General features: G+C 75.5%; 18 protein-coding genes. 8 read left to right on the top strand and 10 right to left on the bottom strand.

Features of this window, described 5'->3' with window-relative positions:
• Window positions 1–283 precede the first annotated feature (283 nt).
• Window positions 284–2,866 carry a lysylphosphatidylglycerol synthase transmembrane domain-containing protein gene (locus GY42_RS12465; protein ID WP_046529573.1) on the bottom strand — a complete coding sequence of 861 codons (2,583 nt, stop codon included), beginning with the start codon at window positions 2,864–2,866 and terminating at the stop codon, window positions 284–286.
• Window positions 2,867–3,042: 176 nt separating this feature from the next.
• Here GY42_RS12465 and GY42_RS12460 point away from each other — a divergent pair, with 176 nt between their 5' ends.
• Window positions 3,043–3,255 carry a hypothetical protein gene (locus GY42_RS12460; RefSeq protein WP_046530936.1) on the top strand — a complete coding sequence of 71 codons (213 nt, stop codon included), beginning with the start codon at window positions 3,043–3,045 and terminating at the stop codon, window positions 3,253–3,255.
• 141 nt (window positions 3,256–3,396) lie between these two features.
• The gene (locus tag GY42_RS12455; protein WP_046529572.1) at window positions 3,397–3,984 is read left to right on the top strand and encodes an HdeD family acid-resistance protein; all 588 of its coding nucleotides are present in this window, start codon (window positions 3,397–3,399) and stop codon (window positions 3,982–3,984) included.
• 19 nt (window positions 3,985–4,003) lie between these two features.
• On the opposite strand, the gene GY42_RS12450 is transcribed toward GY42_RS12455, so the two are convergent.
• Window positions 4,004–4,744, bottom strand: coding sequence for a CPBP family intramembrane glutamic endopeptidase (locus GY42_RS12450; RefSeq protein WP_046530935.1), 741 nt, complete (start codon window positions 4,742–4,744; stop codon window positions 4,004–4,006).
• A 360-nt stretch (window positions 4,745–5,104) separates the two neighbouring features.
• Here GY42_RS12450 and GY42_RS12445 point away from each other — a divergent pair, with 360 nt between their 5' ends.
• The 4 genes from GY42_RS12445 to GY42_RS12430 are packed head-to-tail and all read left to right on the top strand — an operon-like array spanning window position 5,105 to window position 7,843.
• Window positions 5,105–5,746, top strand: a complete 642-nt coding sequence (locus GY42_RS12445; RefSeq protein ID WP_046529571.1) for a hypothetical protein — start codon at window positions 5,105–5,107, stop codon at window positions 5,744–5,746.
• Window positions 5,743–6,045, top strand: a complete 303-nt coding sequence (locus tag GY42_RS12440; RefSeq protein WP_046529570.1) for a transcriptional regulator — start codon at window positions 5,743–5,745, stop codon at window positions 6,043–6,045. Before GY42_RS12445 ends, GY42_RS12440 begins: the two co-directional genes overlap by 4 nt.
• Window positions 6,045–7,043, top strand: coding sequence for an ABC transporter ATP-binding protein (locus GY42_RS12435; RefSeq protein WP_046529569.1), 999 nt, complete (start codon window positions 6,045–6,047; stop codon window positions 7,041–7,043). Before GY42_RS12440 ends, GY42_RS12435 begins: the two co-directional genes overlap by 1 nt.
• The gene (locus tag GY42_RS12430; RefSeq protein WP_046529568.1) at window positions 7,040–7,843 is read left to right on the top strand and encodes an ABC transporter permease; all 804 of its coding nucleotides are present in this window, start codon (window positions 7,040–7,042) and stop codon (window positions 7,841–7,843) included. The genes GY42_RS12435 and GY42_RS12430 overlap by 4 nt, the downstream gene beginning before the upstream one ends.
• 133 nt (window positions 7,844–7,976) lie before the next feature.
• Here GY42_RS12430 and GY42_RS12425 read toward each other — a convergent pair whose 3' ends face one another.
• From GY42_RS12425 to GY42_RS12395, 7 genes are all read right to left on the bottom strand, one after another.
• Window positions 7,977–8,252, bottom strand: coding sequence for a hypothetical protein (locus tag GY42_RS12425; RefSeq protein WP_046529567.1), 276 nt, complete (start codon window positions 8,250–8,252; stop codon window positions 7,977–7,979).
• The gene (locus GY42_RS12420) at window positions 8,249–9,208 is read right to left on the bottom strand and encodes an SPFH domain-containing protein (RefSeq protein WP_046529566.1); all 960 of its coding nucleotides are present in this window, start codon (window positions 9,206–9,208) and stop codon (window positions 8,249–8,251) included. Before GY42_RS12420 ends, GY42_RS12425 begins: the two co-directional genes overlap by 4 nt.
• A gap of 107 nt (window positions 9,209–9,315) precedes the next feature.
• The gene (locus GY42_RS12415) at window positions 9,316–10,233 is read right to left on the bottom strand and encodes a cation diffusion facilitator family transporter (RefSeq protein WP_046529565.1); all 918 of its coding nucleotides are present in this window, start codon (window positions 10,231–10,233) and stop codon (window positions 9,316–9,318) included.
• Window positions 10,230–10,601: an ArsR/SmtB family transcription factor gene (locus tag GY42_RS12410; protein WP_046529564.1), complete on the bottom strand. Its 372-nt coding sequence runs from the start codon at window positions 10,599–10,601 to the stop codon at window positions 10,230–10,232. The genes GY42_RS12415 and GY42_RS12410 overlap by 4 nt, the downstream gene beginning before the upstream one ends.
• A 98-nt stretch (window positions 10,602–10,699) precedes the next feature.
• Entirely contained in the window at window positions 10,700–13,288 is a 2,589-nt protein-coding gene (locus GY42_RS12405; RefSeq protein WP_082131742.1) for a heavy metal translocating P-type ATPase, read from the bottom strand.
• A gap of 62 nt (window positions 13,289–13,350) precedes the next feature.
• Window positions 13,351–13,581, bottom strand: coding sequence for a heavy-metal-associated domain-containing protein (locus tag GY42_RS12400; protein ID WP_046529562.1), 231 nt, complete (start codon window positions 13,579–13,581; stop codon window positions 13,351–13,353).
• Between the two features lie 172 nt (window positions 13,582–13,753).
• Window positions 13,754–14,143: a metal-sensitive transcriptional regulator gene (locus GY42_RS12395; RefSeq protein WP_082131523.1), complete on the bottom strand. Its 390-nt coding sequence runs from the start codon at window positions 14,141–14,143 to the stop codon at window positions 13,754–13,756.
• Between the two features lie 80 nt (window positions 14,144–14,223).
• Here GY42_RS12395 and GY42_RS12390 point away from each other — a divergent pair, with 80 nt between their 5' ends.
• Window positions 14,224–14,682: an RrF2 family transcriptional regulator gene (locus GY42_RS12390; RefSeq protein WP_046530933.1), complete on the top strand. Its 459-nt coding sequence runs from the start codon at window positions 14,224–14,226 to the stop codon at window positions 14,680–14,682.
• A 121-nt stretch (window positions 14,683–14,803) separates the two neighbouring features.
• Here the strand turns inward: GY42_RS12390 and GY42_RS12385 are convergent, their stop codons facing one another.
• Entirely contained in the window at window positions 14,804–15,217 is a 414-nt protein-coding gene (locus GY42_RS12385) for an NUDIX hydrolase (RefSeq protein WP_046529561.1), read from the bottom strand.
• A gap of 182 nt (window positions 15,218–15,399) precedes the next feature.
• Here GY42_RS12385 and GY42_RS12380 point away from each other — a divergent pair, with 182 nt between their 5' ends.
• Window positions 15,400–16,395: a sulfite exporter TauE/SafE family protein gene (locus GY42_RS12380; protein WP_046529560.1), complete on the top strand. Its 996-nt coding sequence runs from the start codon at window positions 15,400–15,402 to the stop codon at window positions 16,393–16,395.
• Window positions 16,396–16,492 lie beyond the last annotated feature (97 nt).

The raw sequence follows: 16,492 nt of genomic DNA, 5'->3' as shown, positions 1-16,492 counted from the left end.
GTTCCTCCCATGGACCAGCGCGGATCCGCCGCAGAGCCGCACGAGGCTCGCACCCTTCCCGTCGCCCGCTGGGCCGCCATCGCGGCTCGCCTTCAGGCCACGGTGTCGACCATCCCGCTGCAGCGGGACGAGCTCGCGGCCTGACCGGCCGCCGCACGACTCACCGCGACCCCCGTACCGGCCCCGCCGGTGCGGGGGTCGCGTCGTCCGTGGCGGGTGCCGTGCCCGTCGCCCCGCCCGGCGCGAACCGACGGGCCGGGCGTCGGCCCGGCGCCCGCGCGGCTCAGAGCTCGCCGGTGCGCTGCAGGTGTCGCATCGCGATCCACCCGAGCGGGATGCGCAGCCAGTAGGTGAGCACGCGGAACAGCAGCGCGATGGTCGTCGCGACGCCGGGGTTGATGTTCGCGATGGTCGACAGGCCCGTGAGGAGCGCGAAGTCGACCGCGCCGACGCCGCCGGGCGTGGGGACGATCGACCCGGCGGTGTTGCCCGTGAGGTACACGAGCGCGACCTGCACGAGCGACGCCTGCTGGCCGAGCGCCGCGAGGCACGCGTCGAACGCGAGCACGTAGCCCATGGTCATGAGCACGTTGCCGCCGACCGCGAGCACGAGCCGCCACGGCTGGCCGAGCACCTCGATGAGCCGCGGGAGGGTCTGGCGCACGGTCGGGCCGACGGTGCGCTGCACCCACGTGCGGATGCCGGGGAAGAGCAGCGCGATGCCGACGCCCGCGGCGACGACGCCGAGCGCGACGAGCGCGGCGGGCGGCACCGAGAACGACGTGGGGGAGTGCAGGCCCGACGTCACGGTGAGCACGAGGAGCAGCAGCAGCGTCGTGATGAACTGGCTGACCTGCACGAGCGCGACGGTCGCTCCCGCGAGGGTCCCGCTGACGCCGCGGCGCGTGAGCATGCGCAGGTTGAGCGCCGCGGGGCCGATGCCCGCGGGGGCGGCGAGCGCGACGAACGTCGCGGCGGTCTGCACGAGGGTCGCGCGCCAGACCGACAGCTTCACGGGTGAGAACGCGACGAACGCGAGCGCGGCGCCGACGAGCGTGAGCAGCCCGAGCGCGAACGCGAGCACCGAGAACCGCCAGTCGCTCTCGGCGAGCACGGGCCCGATGTCGCGGATGTTGATGGTCGTGAGGACGACGAAGATCGCGACGACCGTGAGCAGGATCGTGAGGATGGTGCGTGCACCGAACCGGACGAGCTGCTGCGGCTGCACGTCGGCCTCGGGCAGGCGCGCGACGAGCGCGGAGCGCAGCTCGGCCAGCACCTCCTTGTGCGCGCGCATCTCCTCGCGCGTGTGGCGCGGCAGCGTGACGGTCTGCAGCAGCGGGCCGATCGACTCGGTCTCGGCGGCGGGCAGCGCCGCGGCGGCGGACGCGAGCGCGCGCGTCGCACCGACGCGCAGCGCGAGCAGCGCGACGAGCTGCGTGGTGTCGAGGCGACGCGCGAGCTCGTTGGCGGCGACGTCGCCCTGCTCCCACGCGGTGATCCACACGCGCGGGCGGTGGGACGTGCGCTGCACCAGGATGATCTCGGAGGTCAGCGCGCGGTGCGCGATGCCGGCCTTGTGGGCGAGCCGCAGCTGCGCCCAGATCTCGCGCAGCACGTCGTCGTCGACGTCGTCGCCGTCGAGCTCGGACAGCGGGACGGCGTCGTCGGTGCCCGTCTGCAGCAGGAACATCGAGTCCTCGGCCTCGGACACGCTGAGCAGCGGAGGTGTGCGCACCCCGGCGGCGGTCGCGGCGTAGGAGAGCAGCGCGGCGCGTTCGGTGGCCTGCCGCAGGGAGAGCGCCGACCGGCCCTCGATGCCGCGCAGGCGCAGGCTCCGCCACAGCCGCGTGAGCATGCCGACCACCTGGCGGTCGCCGTCGAACACGAGCAGGTCGAGGTCGCGTCCGTCGGTCGTGGTGACGTGGTAGAGCCGGTCCGCCGACGCGCGGGCGAGCGCGCGTCGCGCCGGCGTGGCGGGGGGCAGCGCGGCCACGGCGGCCACGGTGGCGTCGTCGCGGTCGGCCTCGAGCGCGGGGTCGGGCACGCGCACGACGGTCGCGGGCTCGACGCCGGCGCGCCGGATGCCGGCCAGCAGGGCGGCGCCGTACGCGCGCTCGGGGTCGACCCCGCCGAGGTACTGCACGCCGAGACCGGCGACGCGGCCCACGAGGAGCGCGACCGCGATGCCCGGCAGCGACGCGCCCGCGGTGATGAGCACGACGCCGGTGGCGACCCACAGCAGGTTCCAGGACCAGCGCACGGTGCGGCGCCGCGTGCGGGGGCCGGCGACCGTGAGCAGCGCCGTGAGCATGGCCGAGTACTCGGGGATCGTGAGGGTCCACTCGCCGCGCAGCCGCACCGACAGGCCCTGCACGAGGGTCTGCGAGCCGAACGTGTGGAACGTCCAGTAGAGCGCGGACACGAGCAGCATGGCGCCGACCGCGGCGAGCACGGACTGCAGCAGCTGGCGCCCGAGCCGGCGGATCGCGAGCTCGGTGAGCACGGCGATCGGCACGACGACGGTCGTGAACCCGACGAGCACGTTGACGGGCACGAACAGCACGTTGCGCAGCAGGTCGGCGAAGCCCCGCACGTCCTCGGCGACGCCGGTCGTCGTGTTCTGGGCGTAGGTGGAGAGCACGACCACGAGCGCGGCGCCGACGGTCGCGAGCGCGGCGCCGAGCAGCGAGCTCGGGTGGTGCACGCGGGGCGTCCGGACGTCCTGGACGTCGACGGTGGGGCGCACGGCGCGGACGGCCGCCGTCGGCGTGGTGTCCGCGGGCGGCGTGGTCGGCGGGGTGGCCGCGTCCGGGGTGGTCGGGCCGACGGCACCGTCAGGTGCGGGCGTCGGCGTGCTCGGCATGCTGGCGAGTCTAGGCAGCGGGCCTGGCCCGGGCCTCCACCTTGCGGACGGTGTCGTGCGGCGTCGCGTCCACCCGGAGGGTCAACATGTGTTGACATCCGGGTCGACGGTGGTCAACATGTGTTGACAGCGCTGCCCCGTCCGCCCGGAGGAGACCCGTGACCGAGGAGGTCGACATGTCCGTCCTGGTGAGCCACGCCGAGGACGACGACCCGCTGCGTGCGCTCGGCGCGCTGGCCGGCCTGCGCCGCGAGGTCGAACGACGCGAGGCCGTCGCCGTCCGCCGTGCGCGCACCGCCGGCGCGTCGTGGGTCGCGATCGCCGCGATGCTCGGCGTCAGCAAGCAGGCCGTGCACCGCAAGTACGGCGGGCGCCGTCGCGAGGCCTGAGCGCACCGTCCGTCGCCGCACCGCCCGCCGCTCCGCCCTCCCCGCGCCGCTCCGCCCGCGCCGCGCTACGGTCGGCGCAGGGGTGCCGTCGCGAGCCGGTCGCGCCACCTCCCCGGGGCCGGGCCCCGCGAGGAGGACACCATGGTCGACGACGTCACCGCCGAGGTCACCCGCACGCTGCGCACCCTCTGGTGGCTGCCGGTGCTGCGCGGCGTGCTGCTGCTCCTGCTCGGCCTGCTGCTGCTCGCGCAGCCGTCCGCCTCGGTCGCGGCCATCGTCTGGCTGTTCGGCATCTTCGCGGTCGTCGACGGCGTCGTCGCGGTCGTGCAGGGCGTCGCGAACCGCGGCGTGCCGGGGTGGACCTGGTGGGTCGTCGAAGGCCTCGCCGGGCTCGCCGTCGGCGTCGTCGTGGTGCTGTGGCCCGGGCCCACCGCGCGCGTGCTGTTCTTCCTGCTCGCCGCCTGGCTGCTGGTGCTCGGCGTGATCTCGATCATCGCGGCCGTCGCCCTCTCGCGGGCGCGTGACGCCGGGTGGCACTGGCCGCTCGCGTTCGGGCTCGTGTGCACGCTGTTCGCGGTCCTGCTCGTCGCCCGGCCGCAGGTGTCCCTCGCGCTGTTCGGCGTCGTGCTGGGGCTGTTCGCGTTCGCGGGCGGCGCGCTCAACGTCGTCAGCGGGTTCGCCGTGCGGTCGGTCGTGCGCGAGCTCGGGCGGGACTCGGCCGCGGCCTGACGGCCGCCGTGCAGGGGCGTCAGCCGACGCCGACGACGGCGAGCCACGAGTCGGGCAGCAGCGTGTAGCCCACGAACGCGGCGACGTCGAGCGCGGTGTGCGCCACGACCAGCGGCATGACGCGGCGTCGTCGGCGGTAGTACTCGGCGAACACGACGCCCATGACGACGTTGCCGACGAACGGCCCCCACCCCTGGTACAGGTGGTACGACCCGCGCAGCAGCGCGCTCGCCGCGATGATCGCCGGCGTGCCCCAGCGCAGCTCGCGCAGCCGCTCCACGAGGTAGCCGACGACGATGACCTCCTCGAGCAGCGCGTTCTGCAGCGCGGCCAGGATCAGCACCGGCACGGTCCACCACGCGGCGTTCAGGGCCGCCGCCTGCACGTCGACCGTGACCCCCAGCGCGCGTCCGGCCGCGTAGAGCCCCAGGCCCGGGATGCCGATGACGGCGGCCAGCGCCATGCCGATGCCCAGGTCGCGCAGCGGACGACGCCCGTCGAGGCCGATGCGCCGGGTCGCGGACCGGCCGTTCGCCGACAGCAGGTAGAGGGCGAGCGCGACCGGGACAAGCACGAACACGATGGACAGCAGCTGGTACGTGAGGTCGAGGTAGGGCCGCGGCGACTGGCTCGCGTTGAGCGTCGCGGTCTGCTGCGCGAGCGGCGGGCCTGCGGTCAGCTTGGCGACGAGCGACACGACCGCGTAGACGGCGGACTTGCCCAGCGACAGGCCCAGGACGATCCAGATCTCGGCGGTCAGGCGGCGGCGGACGGCGCGCTCGCCGGGTGCGGGCGCGCCGGCACGGACGTCCGTGCGGGGGTGCGGGCCGGGCTGCGTGCGGGGCGCGGTGACCTCGCTGGTCGTCGTGCCCGCCGGGGTGCCGGTGGGCGTGCCGGTCGCGGTGCCCGGGGATGTCGTCGGCGTCGCGTCGGGGGCCCGCTCGTCGTCGCTGTGCACGACGGCAGCGTACGGGGCGGGTCTGGGGGTGCGCTGGGCGTCCGCTGGGAGTGACGAGCCTCGACGGTGGTGCGCACCCCGGTCCCGGGTGCGCGCTCGACTTGACGTGCGTGGGTCCGTGCGAGCAAAGTGCTTTGCAACGCAAACTGATCGGAGCCCACCGTGACCGTCCCGCCCGTCCCCGCGGACGACGACGCCCCCCTCGACCCCCGCGCGGGGCTCGACATCGTCGCCGCGCAGGAGCGCCGCGTCCGCGACTCCGAGGTCGACGAGCGCGTGCTCTTCGGCGTCTGGGGCGCCGCGTGGGTCGTCGGCTACCTCGTCCAGTGGTGGTCCGCGAGCGGCTCGCCCACCGGCACCACGTCTGGCCCCGCCGGCGGCGTGTTCGGCCTCCTCATGGCCACCGCCATGGTCGTCACCGTCGTCCACCTCGTGCGGCGCTCGCGCGGCGTGCGCGGCACCAGCCGCACCGTCGGCGCCATGTACGGCTGGTCCTGGTTCCTCGGCTTCGCCGCGCAGAGCGCGATCGTCGCCGGCGTCGTCAACGCCGGCGCACCGCCCCAGGTCGTCGCGGTCGTCGCCAACGGCGTCGCGTGCCTCGTCGTCGGCCTGCTCTACATGGCCGGCGGCACGCTGTGGCGCGTCGGGCCGTTCTACGCGCTCGGCGCCTGGCTCGTCGTCACCGGCGCTGCCGCGAGCGTCGTCGGGATGCCCGCCGGGTACCTCGTGATGGCCGGCGCCGGCGGCGGCGGCATGCTCCTGGGCGCGGCGGTCGTCGCGGTCCGTCGCCGGAGCTACCCGTGACCGACGCCGACCTCGACCCCGTCATCCACTCGGCCTCACGGCTGCGCGTCGTCGCGACCCTCGCGGCGCTCGACCGCGGCGACCGCATCGCCTTCCCGCGCCTGCAGAAGCTCCTCGACATGACCGCCGGCAACCTGTCCACGCACCTGCGGCGCCTCGAGGACGCCGGGTACGTCGCCCAGACCAAGACGCACGTCGGGCGCACGCCCGCCACCTACGTCGAGCTCACCCCCGCCGGGCGCACCGCGTTCGAGCGCTACACGCAGACCCTCACCGAGCTGCTCAAGGGAGCACAGTGATGACCACCGACACCGCCCCGCCGCCCGTCCTCGTCGACCGCGTGACCCGCCGCTTCGGCGACGTGACGGCGCTCGACGACGTCAGCCTGCGCGTCGACCACGGCGAGATCGTCGGCCTGCTCGGCCCCAACGGCGCCGGCAAGACGACGCTGCTCTCGCTGCTCGCGGGACTGCGCACCCCCGACGCGGGCACCGTGCGCCTCTTCGGCGGCGACCCCCGCGACCCCGCGTCCCGCACGTCGCTCGGCACCACGCCGCAGGAGACAGGGCTGCCCGACACGCTCAAGGTGCGCGAGGTCGTCGACTTCGTCGCCGGGCACTTCACCGACCCCATGCCCCGCGCGGAGGTGCTCGCGCGGTTCGCGCTCGAGGACCTCGCCGACCGGCAGACCGGTGCGCTGTCCGGCGGGCAGAAGCGCCGCCTCGCGGTCGGGCTCTCGCTCGTCGGCCGACCGCGGCTCGTGCTGCTCGACGAGCCCACCACGGGCCTCGACGTCGAGGCGCGGCACGTGCTGTGGCAGGCGCTGCGCGACTACCACGCCGACGGCGCGACCGTCATCGTCACGAGCCACTACCTCGAGGAGATCGAGGCGCTCGCGCAGCGCGTCGTCGTGGTCGGCGGAGGGCGGGTCGTCGCCGACGACACGCTCGCGCGCGTGCTCGACCTCGTCTCCGTCCGCCGCGTCAGCCTCACGCTGCCCGGACCGGCCGGAGCCGCGCTCACCGGGCTGCCCGGCGTGCACGACGTCACCGAGGCGCCCGACCCGCGCGGCGGCGTGCGCGCGACCCTCGTCGCGGCCGACGCCGACGCGTGCGTGCGCACCCTCGTCGAGCGCGCAGTGCCGTTCCGGGACCTCGAGGTGCGCGGCGCGTCGCTCGAGGAGGCGTTCCTGTCCCTCACGTCGCCCGCGGAGCACGGCGCGTCGCCTGCCGCCGCGACCCCCGCCCCGGCGTCCGCCGCCGCGACCGACCCGACCGCCACGGAGGTGGCCCGATGAGCACGACCACCGCACCCGTCGCGTCCCGCACCGCCCCGCCCGCGCTGCGCTCGTGGGCGTCGCTCGCGTGGCTGCACGCGCGGTACCAGTTCCTCGAGACCGTGCGCGTGCCGATCGCCGTCATCGGCAACCTCCTGTTCCCGACGCTCGCGCTGCTGTTCTTCGTGATCCCGCAGGACTCGATCACGTCCGACCCGGCGATCTCGACCGCCGCCGTCGCACAGCTCGCGACGTTCGCCGTCATGTCGTCGTGCCTGTTCACGCACGGCACGGGCGTCGCCGAGGACCGTGCGCAGCCCTTCGACACGTTCGTGCGCGCGCTGCCCGCGCGGCCCGGGCCGCGGCTCGCCGGGCGCGTGCTCAACGGGCTCGTGTGGTGCTACCTCGCGCTCGTGCCGCTCGTCGTCGTCGGCGCGGTGTTCACGGCTGCGACGCTCACGCCGCTGCAGGCGCTCGGCGCGGTCGTCATGGTCGCGGCCGTCGCGGTGCCGTTCACGCTGCTCGGCATGGCGATCGGGTACGCGCTGTCCAGCAAGGCCGCACTCGCCGTGGTCCAGTGCACGCTGTTCCCGCTCGCGTTCGCCGGTGGCCTGTTCATGCCGCCCGAGGTCTTCCCACGCTGGCTCGACGCGCTGTCGCAGGCGCTGCCGTCGCGGGCCGCGCGCGACCTCGTCGTGCAGGTGACGTCCGGCGTCGAGGCGAGCACGCTCGCGGTGCCGGTGCTGCTCGGCTGGACCGTGCTGCTCGCGGTGCTCGCGGTCGTCGCGGTCCGCCGCGACGAGGGCCGCCGCTTCCGCTGACGCCCGCGGCGTGGCCCCACGCCGCCGAGTGCGCCAGATCGCCGTCGAGTGCGGGTGAAGCAACACCCGCACTCGGTCGCGATGTGGCGCACTCGGCGGTGTCGGTCCGCCGGTGTCGGTCCGCCGGTGTCGGTCAGGGGGTACGGGGCGGGCGGCCGCGGCGTGGGGGGTCGGACGCCGCGTGGGGCATGCGCCCCGCGTCGGTGAGGGCACGGCGCAGCAGCAGGTCGATCTGCGCGTTGACGCTGCGCAGGTCGTCGGCGGCCCACCGCGCGACCGCGTCGTGCACCGCGGGGTCGAGGCGCAGCAGCACCTGCTTGCGCTCGCGGCGGGCGCGTGCGGGCGCGGCGGGCGTGGCCGCGTCGTCCGCGCCCCCGCCCGCCGCGCCCGTGCGCTCGTCGCCGGTCACGCGTACAGGCTCCCGGCGTTCACGACGGGTGTCGCGCGGGACTCGCCGCACAGCACGACCAGCAGGTTCGACACCATCGCGGCGCGGCGCTCGTCGTCGAGCTGCACGATGCCGTCGGCCTCGAGCCGGCCCAGCGCGCCCTCGACCATCGACACCGCGCCCTCGACGATGCGCTCGCGGGCCGCGATGATCGCGCCGGCCTGCTGACGCTGCAGCATGGCCTGCGCGATCTCGGGGGCGTACGCGAGGTTGGAGATGCGCGCCTCGATGACCTCGATGCCGGCGATGACGACGCGGGCGGCGACCTCGGCGGCGATCTCGGCGGAGATGACGTCGGTCGCGCCGCGCAGCGAGGTCTCGCCGTCGTCGGCGTGGTCGTACGGGTGGGACATCGCGACGTGGCGCAGCGCCGACTCGGACTGCACGCGCACGAAGTCGGCGTAGTCCTCGACCGCGAAGGTCGCGGTGGCGGTGTCGGCGACCTGCCACACGACGATCGCGGCGATGTTGATGGGGTTGCCGTCGGCGTCGTTGACCTTGAGCTCGTTGGTCTCGAAGTTGCGCACGCGCACCGAGACGTTCTTGCGCGTCGTGAGCGGCACGGTGAGGACGAGCCCCGTGCGGCGCACGGTGCCGACGTAGCGGCCGAAGAGCTGCACGACGCGCGTCTGCCCGGGGCTGATGACCGCCAGCCCGCTGAGCAGCAGGATCGCGGCGCCGACGCACACGACGCCGAGGAACCCGAGCGCGTCGGTGCCGCTCGCCTCGGCCTCCATGAACAGCAGGATCGCGCCGGCGACGGCGACGAGCACGAACAGCAGCCCGATGACGGCCCCGCCGGCGCCGGTGGACCACGCGGACCGCTCGGCGACGTCGACGCGGGCGCCGGCGTGGCCGACGGGGCGGCCGCTGGGGTCGCCTCCGACGGACTCCTGCGGCGGGGCGGTGTCGGGCATGGGGACCTCCGGGGGACGGGCGCCGTGGCGCGCTATCAAAGTGATATCACTTTAGCAGTGCGCCACGGTGCCCGGCTCGGGACCTCCGCCCGTCACCCGTCCGGCCGTCAGGCGTGGCCGAGGAACTCGTGCGTCCGGTGCGACGCGGGCTCGATCTGGAACGTCGAGTGCGCCACCGACACCTCGAAGTGCGTCGCCAGGCACTCCTGCAGCTGGTCGAGGATCCGTGGGCCGTGCCCGTCGCCGAAGCACGAGTCGTCGACCACCACGTGCGCCGTGACCACCGGCAGGCCCGTCGCGACGAGCGACGCGTGCAGGTCGTGGACGTCGAGCACGTGCTCGACCTCCAGCAGGTGCGCGCGCACGTCGTCGAGGTCGAGGCCCGGCGGGGTGGACTCGAGCAGCACCGACGCCGTCTCGCGCAGCAGCCGCGCGGCGCGCGGCACGATGAGCACGCCGATGAGCAGGCCCGCGACCGCGTCGGCCTGCTGCCAGCCCGTCGTCGCGATGACGATCGCGGCGACGATGACGCCGACCGAGCCCAGCGCGTCGTTGAGCACCTCGAGGAACGCCGCGCGCATGTTGAAGCCCGACGAGCGTCCGCCCGCGAGGACGGCGAGCGACACGACGTTGGCCACGAGGCCGATCACGCCGAACACCACGAGCTCGGTCGACGGCACCTCGGGCGGCGCGGTGAGGCGACGCACGCCCTCGACCAGCACGTACACGCCGACCGCGAGCAGCACCGCCGACTGCGCGAGCGCCGCGAGCACCTCGGCGCGGCGGTACCCCCACGTGCGTCGCGCGGTCGCCGGGCGTCGCGTGAGCTGCGCCGCGACGAGCGCCATGAGCAGGCCCGCGGTGTCGGTGAGCATGTGCGCGGTGTCGACCAGCAGCGCGAGGCTGCCGGTGAGGTACGCGCCGACGGCCTGCGCGACCAGCACGGTCGCGGTGAGGCCGAACGCGACGGCGAGGCGCCCGCGGTGGTCGGTGCCGCCGTGCGCGTGGTCGTGGCCGTGGCTCACCGGTCGGCCCCCGCGAGGTGCGCGCACTCGTCGGGGTGCGGGCCCGCGTCGAGCAGCGACTCCGCCGCGGCGATCAGCCCGGCGAGGCGCGCGGGGTCGGCGATCGCGTAGATCGACGCGCGCCCGCGCTGCCGGACGGTGACGAGCCCGCAGTCGCGCAGGCACGCGAGGTGCGCGCTGACGGTGCTCTGCGCGAGTCCGAGGTGGTCGGTGAGCTCGCGGACCTGGTGCTCGCCCGTGAACAGGTGGCGCAGCAGCGTGAGGCGTGCGGGCTCGCCCAGGGCGCGGAACAGCGCGGCCGTCGGGGCGGTGAGGCCGGCGTCGGTGCTCCAGACGCCCTCATCGTCCTCAGCAGATGTCATCGTCATAGAACGATGATAGGACGAGGCCCCCGGCGGTGTCACCACCGCCGGGGGCCCGTGTCCGTCACGCCGCGTCCGTCACGCGGGACGTCACGCCGCGGACGTCACGCGAAGCGCCGCAGCCGCAGCGAGTTCGACACCACCAGCACCGACGAGAACGCCATCGCGGCACCCGCGATCATCGGGTTGAGCAGGCCGAGCGCCGCGAGCGGGATCGCCGCGACGTTGTACGCGAACGCCCAGAACAGGTTCTGCCGGATCACCCGCAGCGTGCGCCGCGACAGCCGGATCGCCTGCGGCGCGGACGCCAGGTCGCCGCGCACGAGCGTGAGGTCGGCCGCCTCGATCGCGACGTCCGTGCCCGTTCCCATGGCCAGCCCCAGGTCCGCCGTCGCGAGCGCCGCCGCGTCGTTCACGCCGTCGCCGACCATCGCGACACGTGCACCGCCGGCCTGCAGCCGCTCGACCGCCGCGACCTTCTCGTCCGGCATGACCTGGGCGACGACGTCCGCGTCGGCGATCCCGACCGCGCGGGCCGTCGCGAGCGCGGCGCCCCGGTTGTCGCCCGTGAGCAGCACGGGGCGCAGGCCCAGCGCGCGCAGCTCGCGCACCGCGTCGGTCGACGTCGGCTTCACCGGGTCGCGCAGCACCAGCACGCCGCGCGCCCGGCCGTCCCACGCCGCGACCACCGCGGTCGCGCCGTCGGCCTCGGCCGCGTCGACCGCCGCCGCGACGTCGTCGGTGCGCACGCCCTGCTCCTCGAGCCAGCCGCGCCGGCCCACGAGCACGCGCCGTGCGAGCGCGACGCCGCTGTGCGCCGTGCGCACCACGCCGCTCACGCCGCGGCCCGCGTCGGCGCGGAACTCGCGCACCTCGTCGGCGCCGACCGCGACCCCGTCCGCCCCGACCCCGATGCTCGATCGCTCTGTCGCGAGAGTGCGATCCAGTCCGGCGCTCTCGGCGGGGTTGCCGGATCGCTCTGTCGCGAGAGGGTGATCCAGTCCTGCGCTCTCGGCGGGGATGCCCGATCGCCTTGTCGCGAGAGGGTGATCCAGTCCTGCGCTCTCGGCGGGGATGCCCGATCGCTCTGTCGCGAGAGGGCGATCCAGTTCCGGTCCGGCCTCCGCGATCGCGCGGGCGATCGGGTGCTCGGCGAGCCGCTCGACCGCGGCGGCCAGGCGCCGCACCTCGTCGGCGTCCTCGCCCGCGGCGGGCACGACGTCGACCAGGGCCATGCGCCCGGCCGTGACCGTGCCGGTCTTGTCGAGCACGATCGTGTCGACGCGCCGCGTCTCCTCGAGGATCTCGGGGCCCTTGATGAGGATCCCGAGCTGCGCACCACGCCCGGTGCCGACCAGCAGCGCCGTCGGCGTCGCGAGCCCCAGCGCGCACGGGCACGCGATGATCAGCACCGCGACGGCCGCCGTGAACGCGGCCTGCACGCCGCCGCCGGTCGCGAGCCACACCATGAGCGTGCCGACAGCGATCACGAGCACGACCGGCACGAACACCGCCGAGATCCGGTCGGCGAGCCGCTGCACGGGCGCCTTGCCGGTCTGCGCGCGCGCCACGAGCCGGCCGATCTGCGCCAGGCGCGTCTCGGAGCCGACGCGCGTCGCGCGGACCACGAGGTGCCCGGACGTGTTGACGGTCGCGCCCGTGACCTCGTCGCCGGGGCCGACGTCGACCGGCACGGGCTCACCCGTGAGCAGCGACGTGTCGACCGCGCTCGTCCCTGTCACCACGACGCCGTCGGTCGCGACCTTCTCGCCCGGGCGCACCGCGAACTCGTCACCCACCGCGAGCCGGTCCACCGGCACGCGCCGCTCGACGCGGCCCGTGGGCCCGTCGACCAGCACCGCGACGTCCTTGGCGCCGAGGTCCAGCAGCGCGCGCAGCGCGTCGCCCGCGCGCCGGCGCGAGCGGTGCTCGGCGTACCGGCCGGTGAGCAGGAACGTCACGACCACGGCCGCGACCTCGAAGTACAGCTCGGGCATCGCGGTGCCGTGGCCCGCACCCGCGGCCGGGAAAAGCGTCGGCGTCATGCGCATGCCGAGCTCGCCCGCACCGCCCAGCAGCAGCGCCCACAGCGACCACGCGGTCGCGGCGACCACGCCGATCGACACGAGCGTGTCCATGGTCGACGACCCATGCCGCGCCGCGCGCACGGCCGCGCGGTGGAACGGCCACGCCGCCCACGTCGCGACCGGCAGCGCGAGCGCCGCGACGAGCCACTGCCAGCCGCGGAACTGCGTCGCCGGGACCATGCTCAGCACGACCACGGGGATGGTGAGCACGGCCGCGACCCGCAGGCGGCGGCGCAGGTCGGCGCCGCGCGCGTCGACGGGGGCGGATGTGTCGTCGTCGGCGTCGTGCTCCATGCCGGCGTGCTGCATGCCCGACAGCGCGTGCTCGATCTCGTCGTGCGCGCCGTGGTCGCCGGCTGCGTCGTGCGCGGCCGCGTGGTCCGCCGCGGCGCCGTGGTGCACCGCGCCGGGCGCGGGGACCGGGTGCGCGTCGTACCCGGCGGCGCGCACGGCGGCCACGAGGTCGTCGACGGTCGGCGCGGGGGCGTCGTCGGTCGGGGTGATCTCGACGTGCGCGGTCTCGAGCGCGAGGTTCACCGTCGCGGTCGCGCCGGGCACGCGGTTGAGCCGCTTCTCGACGCGCGCGACGCAGGACGCGCAGGTCATGCCCTCGACCGCGAGGTCGATCCCCGCGGCCCCCACCCCGTCGGGGGCGGTCCGCGGCGCGCTCACAGCAGCGACCGCGCGGGCGTGACGGCGTAGCCGGCCTCCTCGACGGCGGCCGCGACCGCGGCGTCGTCGAGCGGTGCGTCGGACGTGACGGTGACGGGGGAGGCCCCGCCGGTCACGAGCTCGACGGTGACGTCGGTGACGCCGGGCAGCGCGGTGAGCTCCTCGGTGACGTGCTTGACGCAGTTGCCGCAGGTCATGCCGTCGACGCGGAACGTGGTGGTGGCCATGGTGGTGCTCCTTCGGTGCGGGTGTCCGGTGCGGCGGGGGCCTGCGCGAGCGGGCGGGGGCGGCCGGGGCGACGCGGACGGCGGGTGGGTGGCGCGGCCCCGGGTGGGGAGCCGTGCCGCGGGACGTGTCGCGGGGACCCGGGGCGGGTCGGCCGCGAGGTGCGGGGGTGGGTCAGCTGCGCACGAGGCGCGCGATCGCGGCGGAGGCCTCGCGGACCTTCTCGGCGCCCGCCTCGGGGGACTGCCGCGCCGCGTCGACGACGCAGTGGCCGAGGTGGTCCTCGACGAGGCCGATGCTCACGGCCTGCAGCGCCTTGGTGACGGCGGCGACCTGCGTGAGGACGTCGATGCAGTAGACGTCCTCGTCGACCATCCGGGCGATGCCGCGGACCTGGCCCTCGATGCGGCGCAGGCGGCGCAGGTACTCGGCCTTGGCGGGCGAGTACCCGTGCGTCGCGTGGTCGTGCACGTGGTCGTGCACGGCGGCGTCCGCGGGGGCTGCGACCGCGGACGCGTCGGCGTCGGGGGTGTCGTGCGTGACGGGTGCCGTCTCGGTGGACATGCGTCAATCATACCCCTGGGGGGTATCTGCGCCAGGGTGTTCGCGCCCGGCGGACGCCCCGCTCAGGGATGATCGACCCCATGCGTGTCTCGGCGAAGGCGGACTATGCGGTGCGGGCGTGCGCCGAGCTGGCCAGCAGGCCGGCGGACGACTCGGTCTCGAGCGAGGTGCTCGCCGAGGGGCAGGGCATCCCCACGAGCTTCCTCGAGCGGATCCTCGGGGACCTGCGCCGGGCCGGCGTCGTCACGAGCGTCCGCGGCCGCGCGGGCGGGTACCGGCTCGCGCGCGGCGCCGACGAGATCACGCTCGCCGAGGTCATCCGGGCCGTCGACGGCCCGCTCGTCACCGTGCGCGACGTGCGCCCGCCCGGGCTCACCTACGAGGGATCGGCCACGGCGCTGCTCGACGTCTGGGTCGCGCTGCGGGCGTCCGTGCGCGACGTGCTCGAGGGCGTCACGCTCGCCGACGTCGTGCAGCGCGAGCTGCCCGAGCTCGTGGTCCGGCAGGCCGCGCGCGAGGACGCCTGGCTCAACCCCTGACGGGCGCGCCCGCCCCGTCACGGTGGCGCGGCGACCTCCGACGAGGCGCGGCCAACCGCTGACGGTGGCGCGGCGACCCCCGTCGGTCGCGCGGCAACCCCGGGCCGGGCGCCCGACGTCGTCAGGGTCGGGGCGAGGCCTGCAGCAGGGGCAGCACCCGGTCGCGCAGCAGCGGCGCGAGGTCGGGCGGCAGCGGGGCGTCGGGGTCGAGCCAGCGCAGCTCGGCGATCTCGGCGCCGACCGCGACGGGCGCGTCGAGCGCGTGCTCGAAGACGTCGGCCTCGACCTCGAAGCCGTCCTCGTTCGCCGCGGCGGCACGCAGGACGCCGAGCGGGCGCAGCGTCTCGACGCGCAGCGTGAGGCCGACCTCCTCCTGCACCTCGCGCACCGCGGTCTGCGCGGGCGTCTCGCCGGTCTCGGGCTTGCCCCCGGGGAGCATGAACCGCGACGTGCCGCGCTTGCGCACCGTCAGCACCGCGCCCGTCGCGTCCCGCAGCACCACGGCGCTGACCCTGATCACTCCCGCGGTCGTCACGGCGGACGACCCTACGCCCCGCGCCGTGCCGCCGCGCCGTCCGCTCACGAGACGGCGTCTCAGGATGCGACCGATCCTTGAAATCCCGCTAACCAGGTCGGAATTATCATCGAGGTACGGACAACCGCCCGTGCGCGTCACCCGCTCCCGGCCTCCCCGCCGGCCGCCCCGAGGTGGTCCCCTTGCCCTCCTTGATCCTCCTGGCCCTCGTCGGCCTCGCCGCACAGCTCGTCGACGGCAGCCTCGGCATGGCCTACGGCGTCACCTCGACGACGCTCCTGCTCGCGATCGGCACCAACCCGGCCGCCGCCTCCGCCACCGTGCACCTCGCCGAGATCGGCACGACGCTCGCGTCCGGCGTCTCGCACTGGCGGTTCGGCAACGTCGACTGGAAGGTCGTCCTGCGCATCGGCGTCCCCGGCGCCGTCGGCGCGTTCGCCGGCGCGACGTTCCTGTCGAACCTCTCGACCGACGCCGCCAAGCCCGTGATGTCCCTGCTGCTGCTCGCGCTCGGCGTCTACCTGCTCGTGCGGTTCACGCTCAAGGGCCTGCGCACCGACCGCCAGCACCTGCCGCTTCGCAAGCGGTTCCTCGCGCCGCTCGGCGTGTTCGCCGGGTTCGTCGACGCCACGGGCGGTGGCGGCTGGGGCCCCGTCGGCACGCCCGCGCTGCTCGCGTCCGGGCGGCTCGAGCCCCGCAAGGTCGTCGGCTCGATCGACACGTCCGAGTTCCTCGTCGCGCTCGCCGCGAGCCTCGGCTTCCTGTTCTCGCTCGGCTCGCAGGGCATCGACTTCACGTGGGTCGCCGCGCTGCTCGTCGGCGGGCTGATCGCGGCGCCCTTCGCCGCGTGGCTCGTGCGCAAGGTCCCCGGCCGCGTGCTCGGCTCGGCGGTCGGCGGCGTCATCGTGCTCACCAACACCCGCACGCTGCTGCGCTCCGACTGGGTCGGCGTCGGTGACACCCCCACCGAGGGGCTCGTGCTCGCGGCCATCGCGCTCGTGTGGGTCGCGGCCGTGACGTGGTCGGTCCGCGCCTACCGCCTCGACCTCGCAGCCGGGCGCGGCGCCGCGACGACGGCCCACGGGCCGGCGGAGGACGCGGACGCGCCCGGCACGTCGTCGCACGCCTCGCAGGCCGTCGACGCGGAGTCGGCCTCTCCGGTCGCGCCGCGCGCCTGACGCGGCACCCTCGAACGGTGGAGGGCCGGCCCGGCGCACCTGTCCGGAGCCGGGCCGGCCCTGCCACCCGCGCGCGGGCGGCCCGGATCCCGGGCCG

The organism is Cellulomonas sp. FA1 (assembly GCF_000986825.1).
Taxonomy (GTDB): Bacteria; Actinomycetota; Actinomycetes; order Actinomycetales; family Cellulomonadaceae; genus Cellulomonas; species Cellulomonas iranensis.
This window is presented reverse-complemented; position numbering and strand designations above follow the sequence as displayed.

Coding starts and splice junctions, on each gene's coding strand:
- GY42_RS12465 (WP_046529573.1), bottom strand. CDS start 2,866: ATGCCGAGCACGCCGACGCCCGCACCTGACGGTGCCGTCGGCCCGACC.
- GY42_RS12460 (WP_046530936.1), top strand. CDS start 3,043: ATGTCCGTCCTGGTGAGCCACGCCGAGGACGACGACCCGCTGCGTGCG.
- GY42_RS12455 (WP_046529572.1), top strand. CDS start 3,397: ATGGTCGACGACGTCACCGCCGAGGTCACCCGCACGCTGCGCACCCTC.
- GY42_RS12435 (WP_046529569.1), top strand. CDS start 6,045: ATGACCACCGACACCGCCCCGCCGCCCGTCCTCGTCGACCGCGTGACC.
- GY42_RS12430 (WP_046529568.1), top strand. CDS start 7,040: ATGAGCACGACCACCGCACCCGTCGCGTCCCGCACCGCCCCGCCCGCG.
- GY42_RS12420 (WP_046529566.1), bottom strand. CDS start 9,208: ATGCCCGACACCGCCCCGCCGCAGGAGTCCGTCGGAGGCGACCCCAGC.
- GY42_RS12410 (WP_046529564.1), bottom strand. CDS start 10,601: ATGACGATGACATCTGCTGAGGACGATGAGGGCGTCTGGAGCACCGAC.
- GY42_RS12405 (WP_082131742.1), bottom strand. CDS start 13,288: ATGACCTGCGCGTCCTGCGTCGCGCGCGTCGAGAAGCGGCTCAACCGC.
- GY42_RS12400 (WP_046529562.1), bottom strand. CDS start 13,581: ATGGCCACCACCACGTTCCGCGTCGACGGCATGACCTGCGGCAACTGC.
- GY42_RS12395 (WP_082131523.1), bottom strand. CDS start 14,143: ATGTCCACCGAGACGGCACCCGTCACGCACGACACCCCCGACGCCGAC.
- GY42_RS12390 (WP_046530933.1), top strand. CDS start 14,224: ATGCGTGTCTCGGCGAAGGCGGACTATGCGGTGCGGGCGTGCGCCGAG.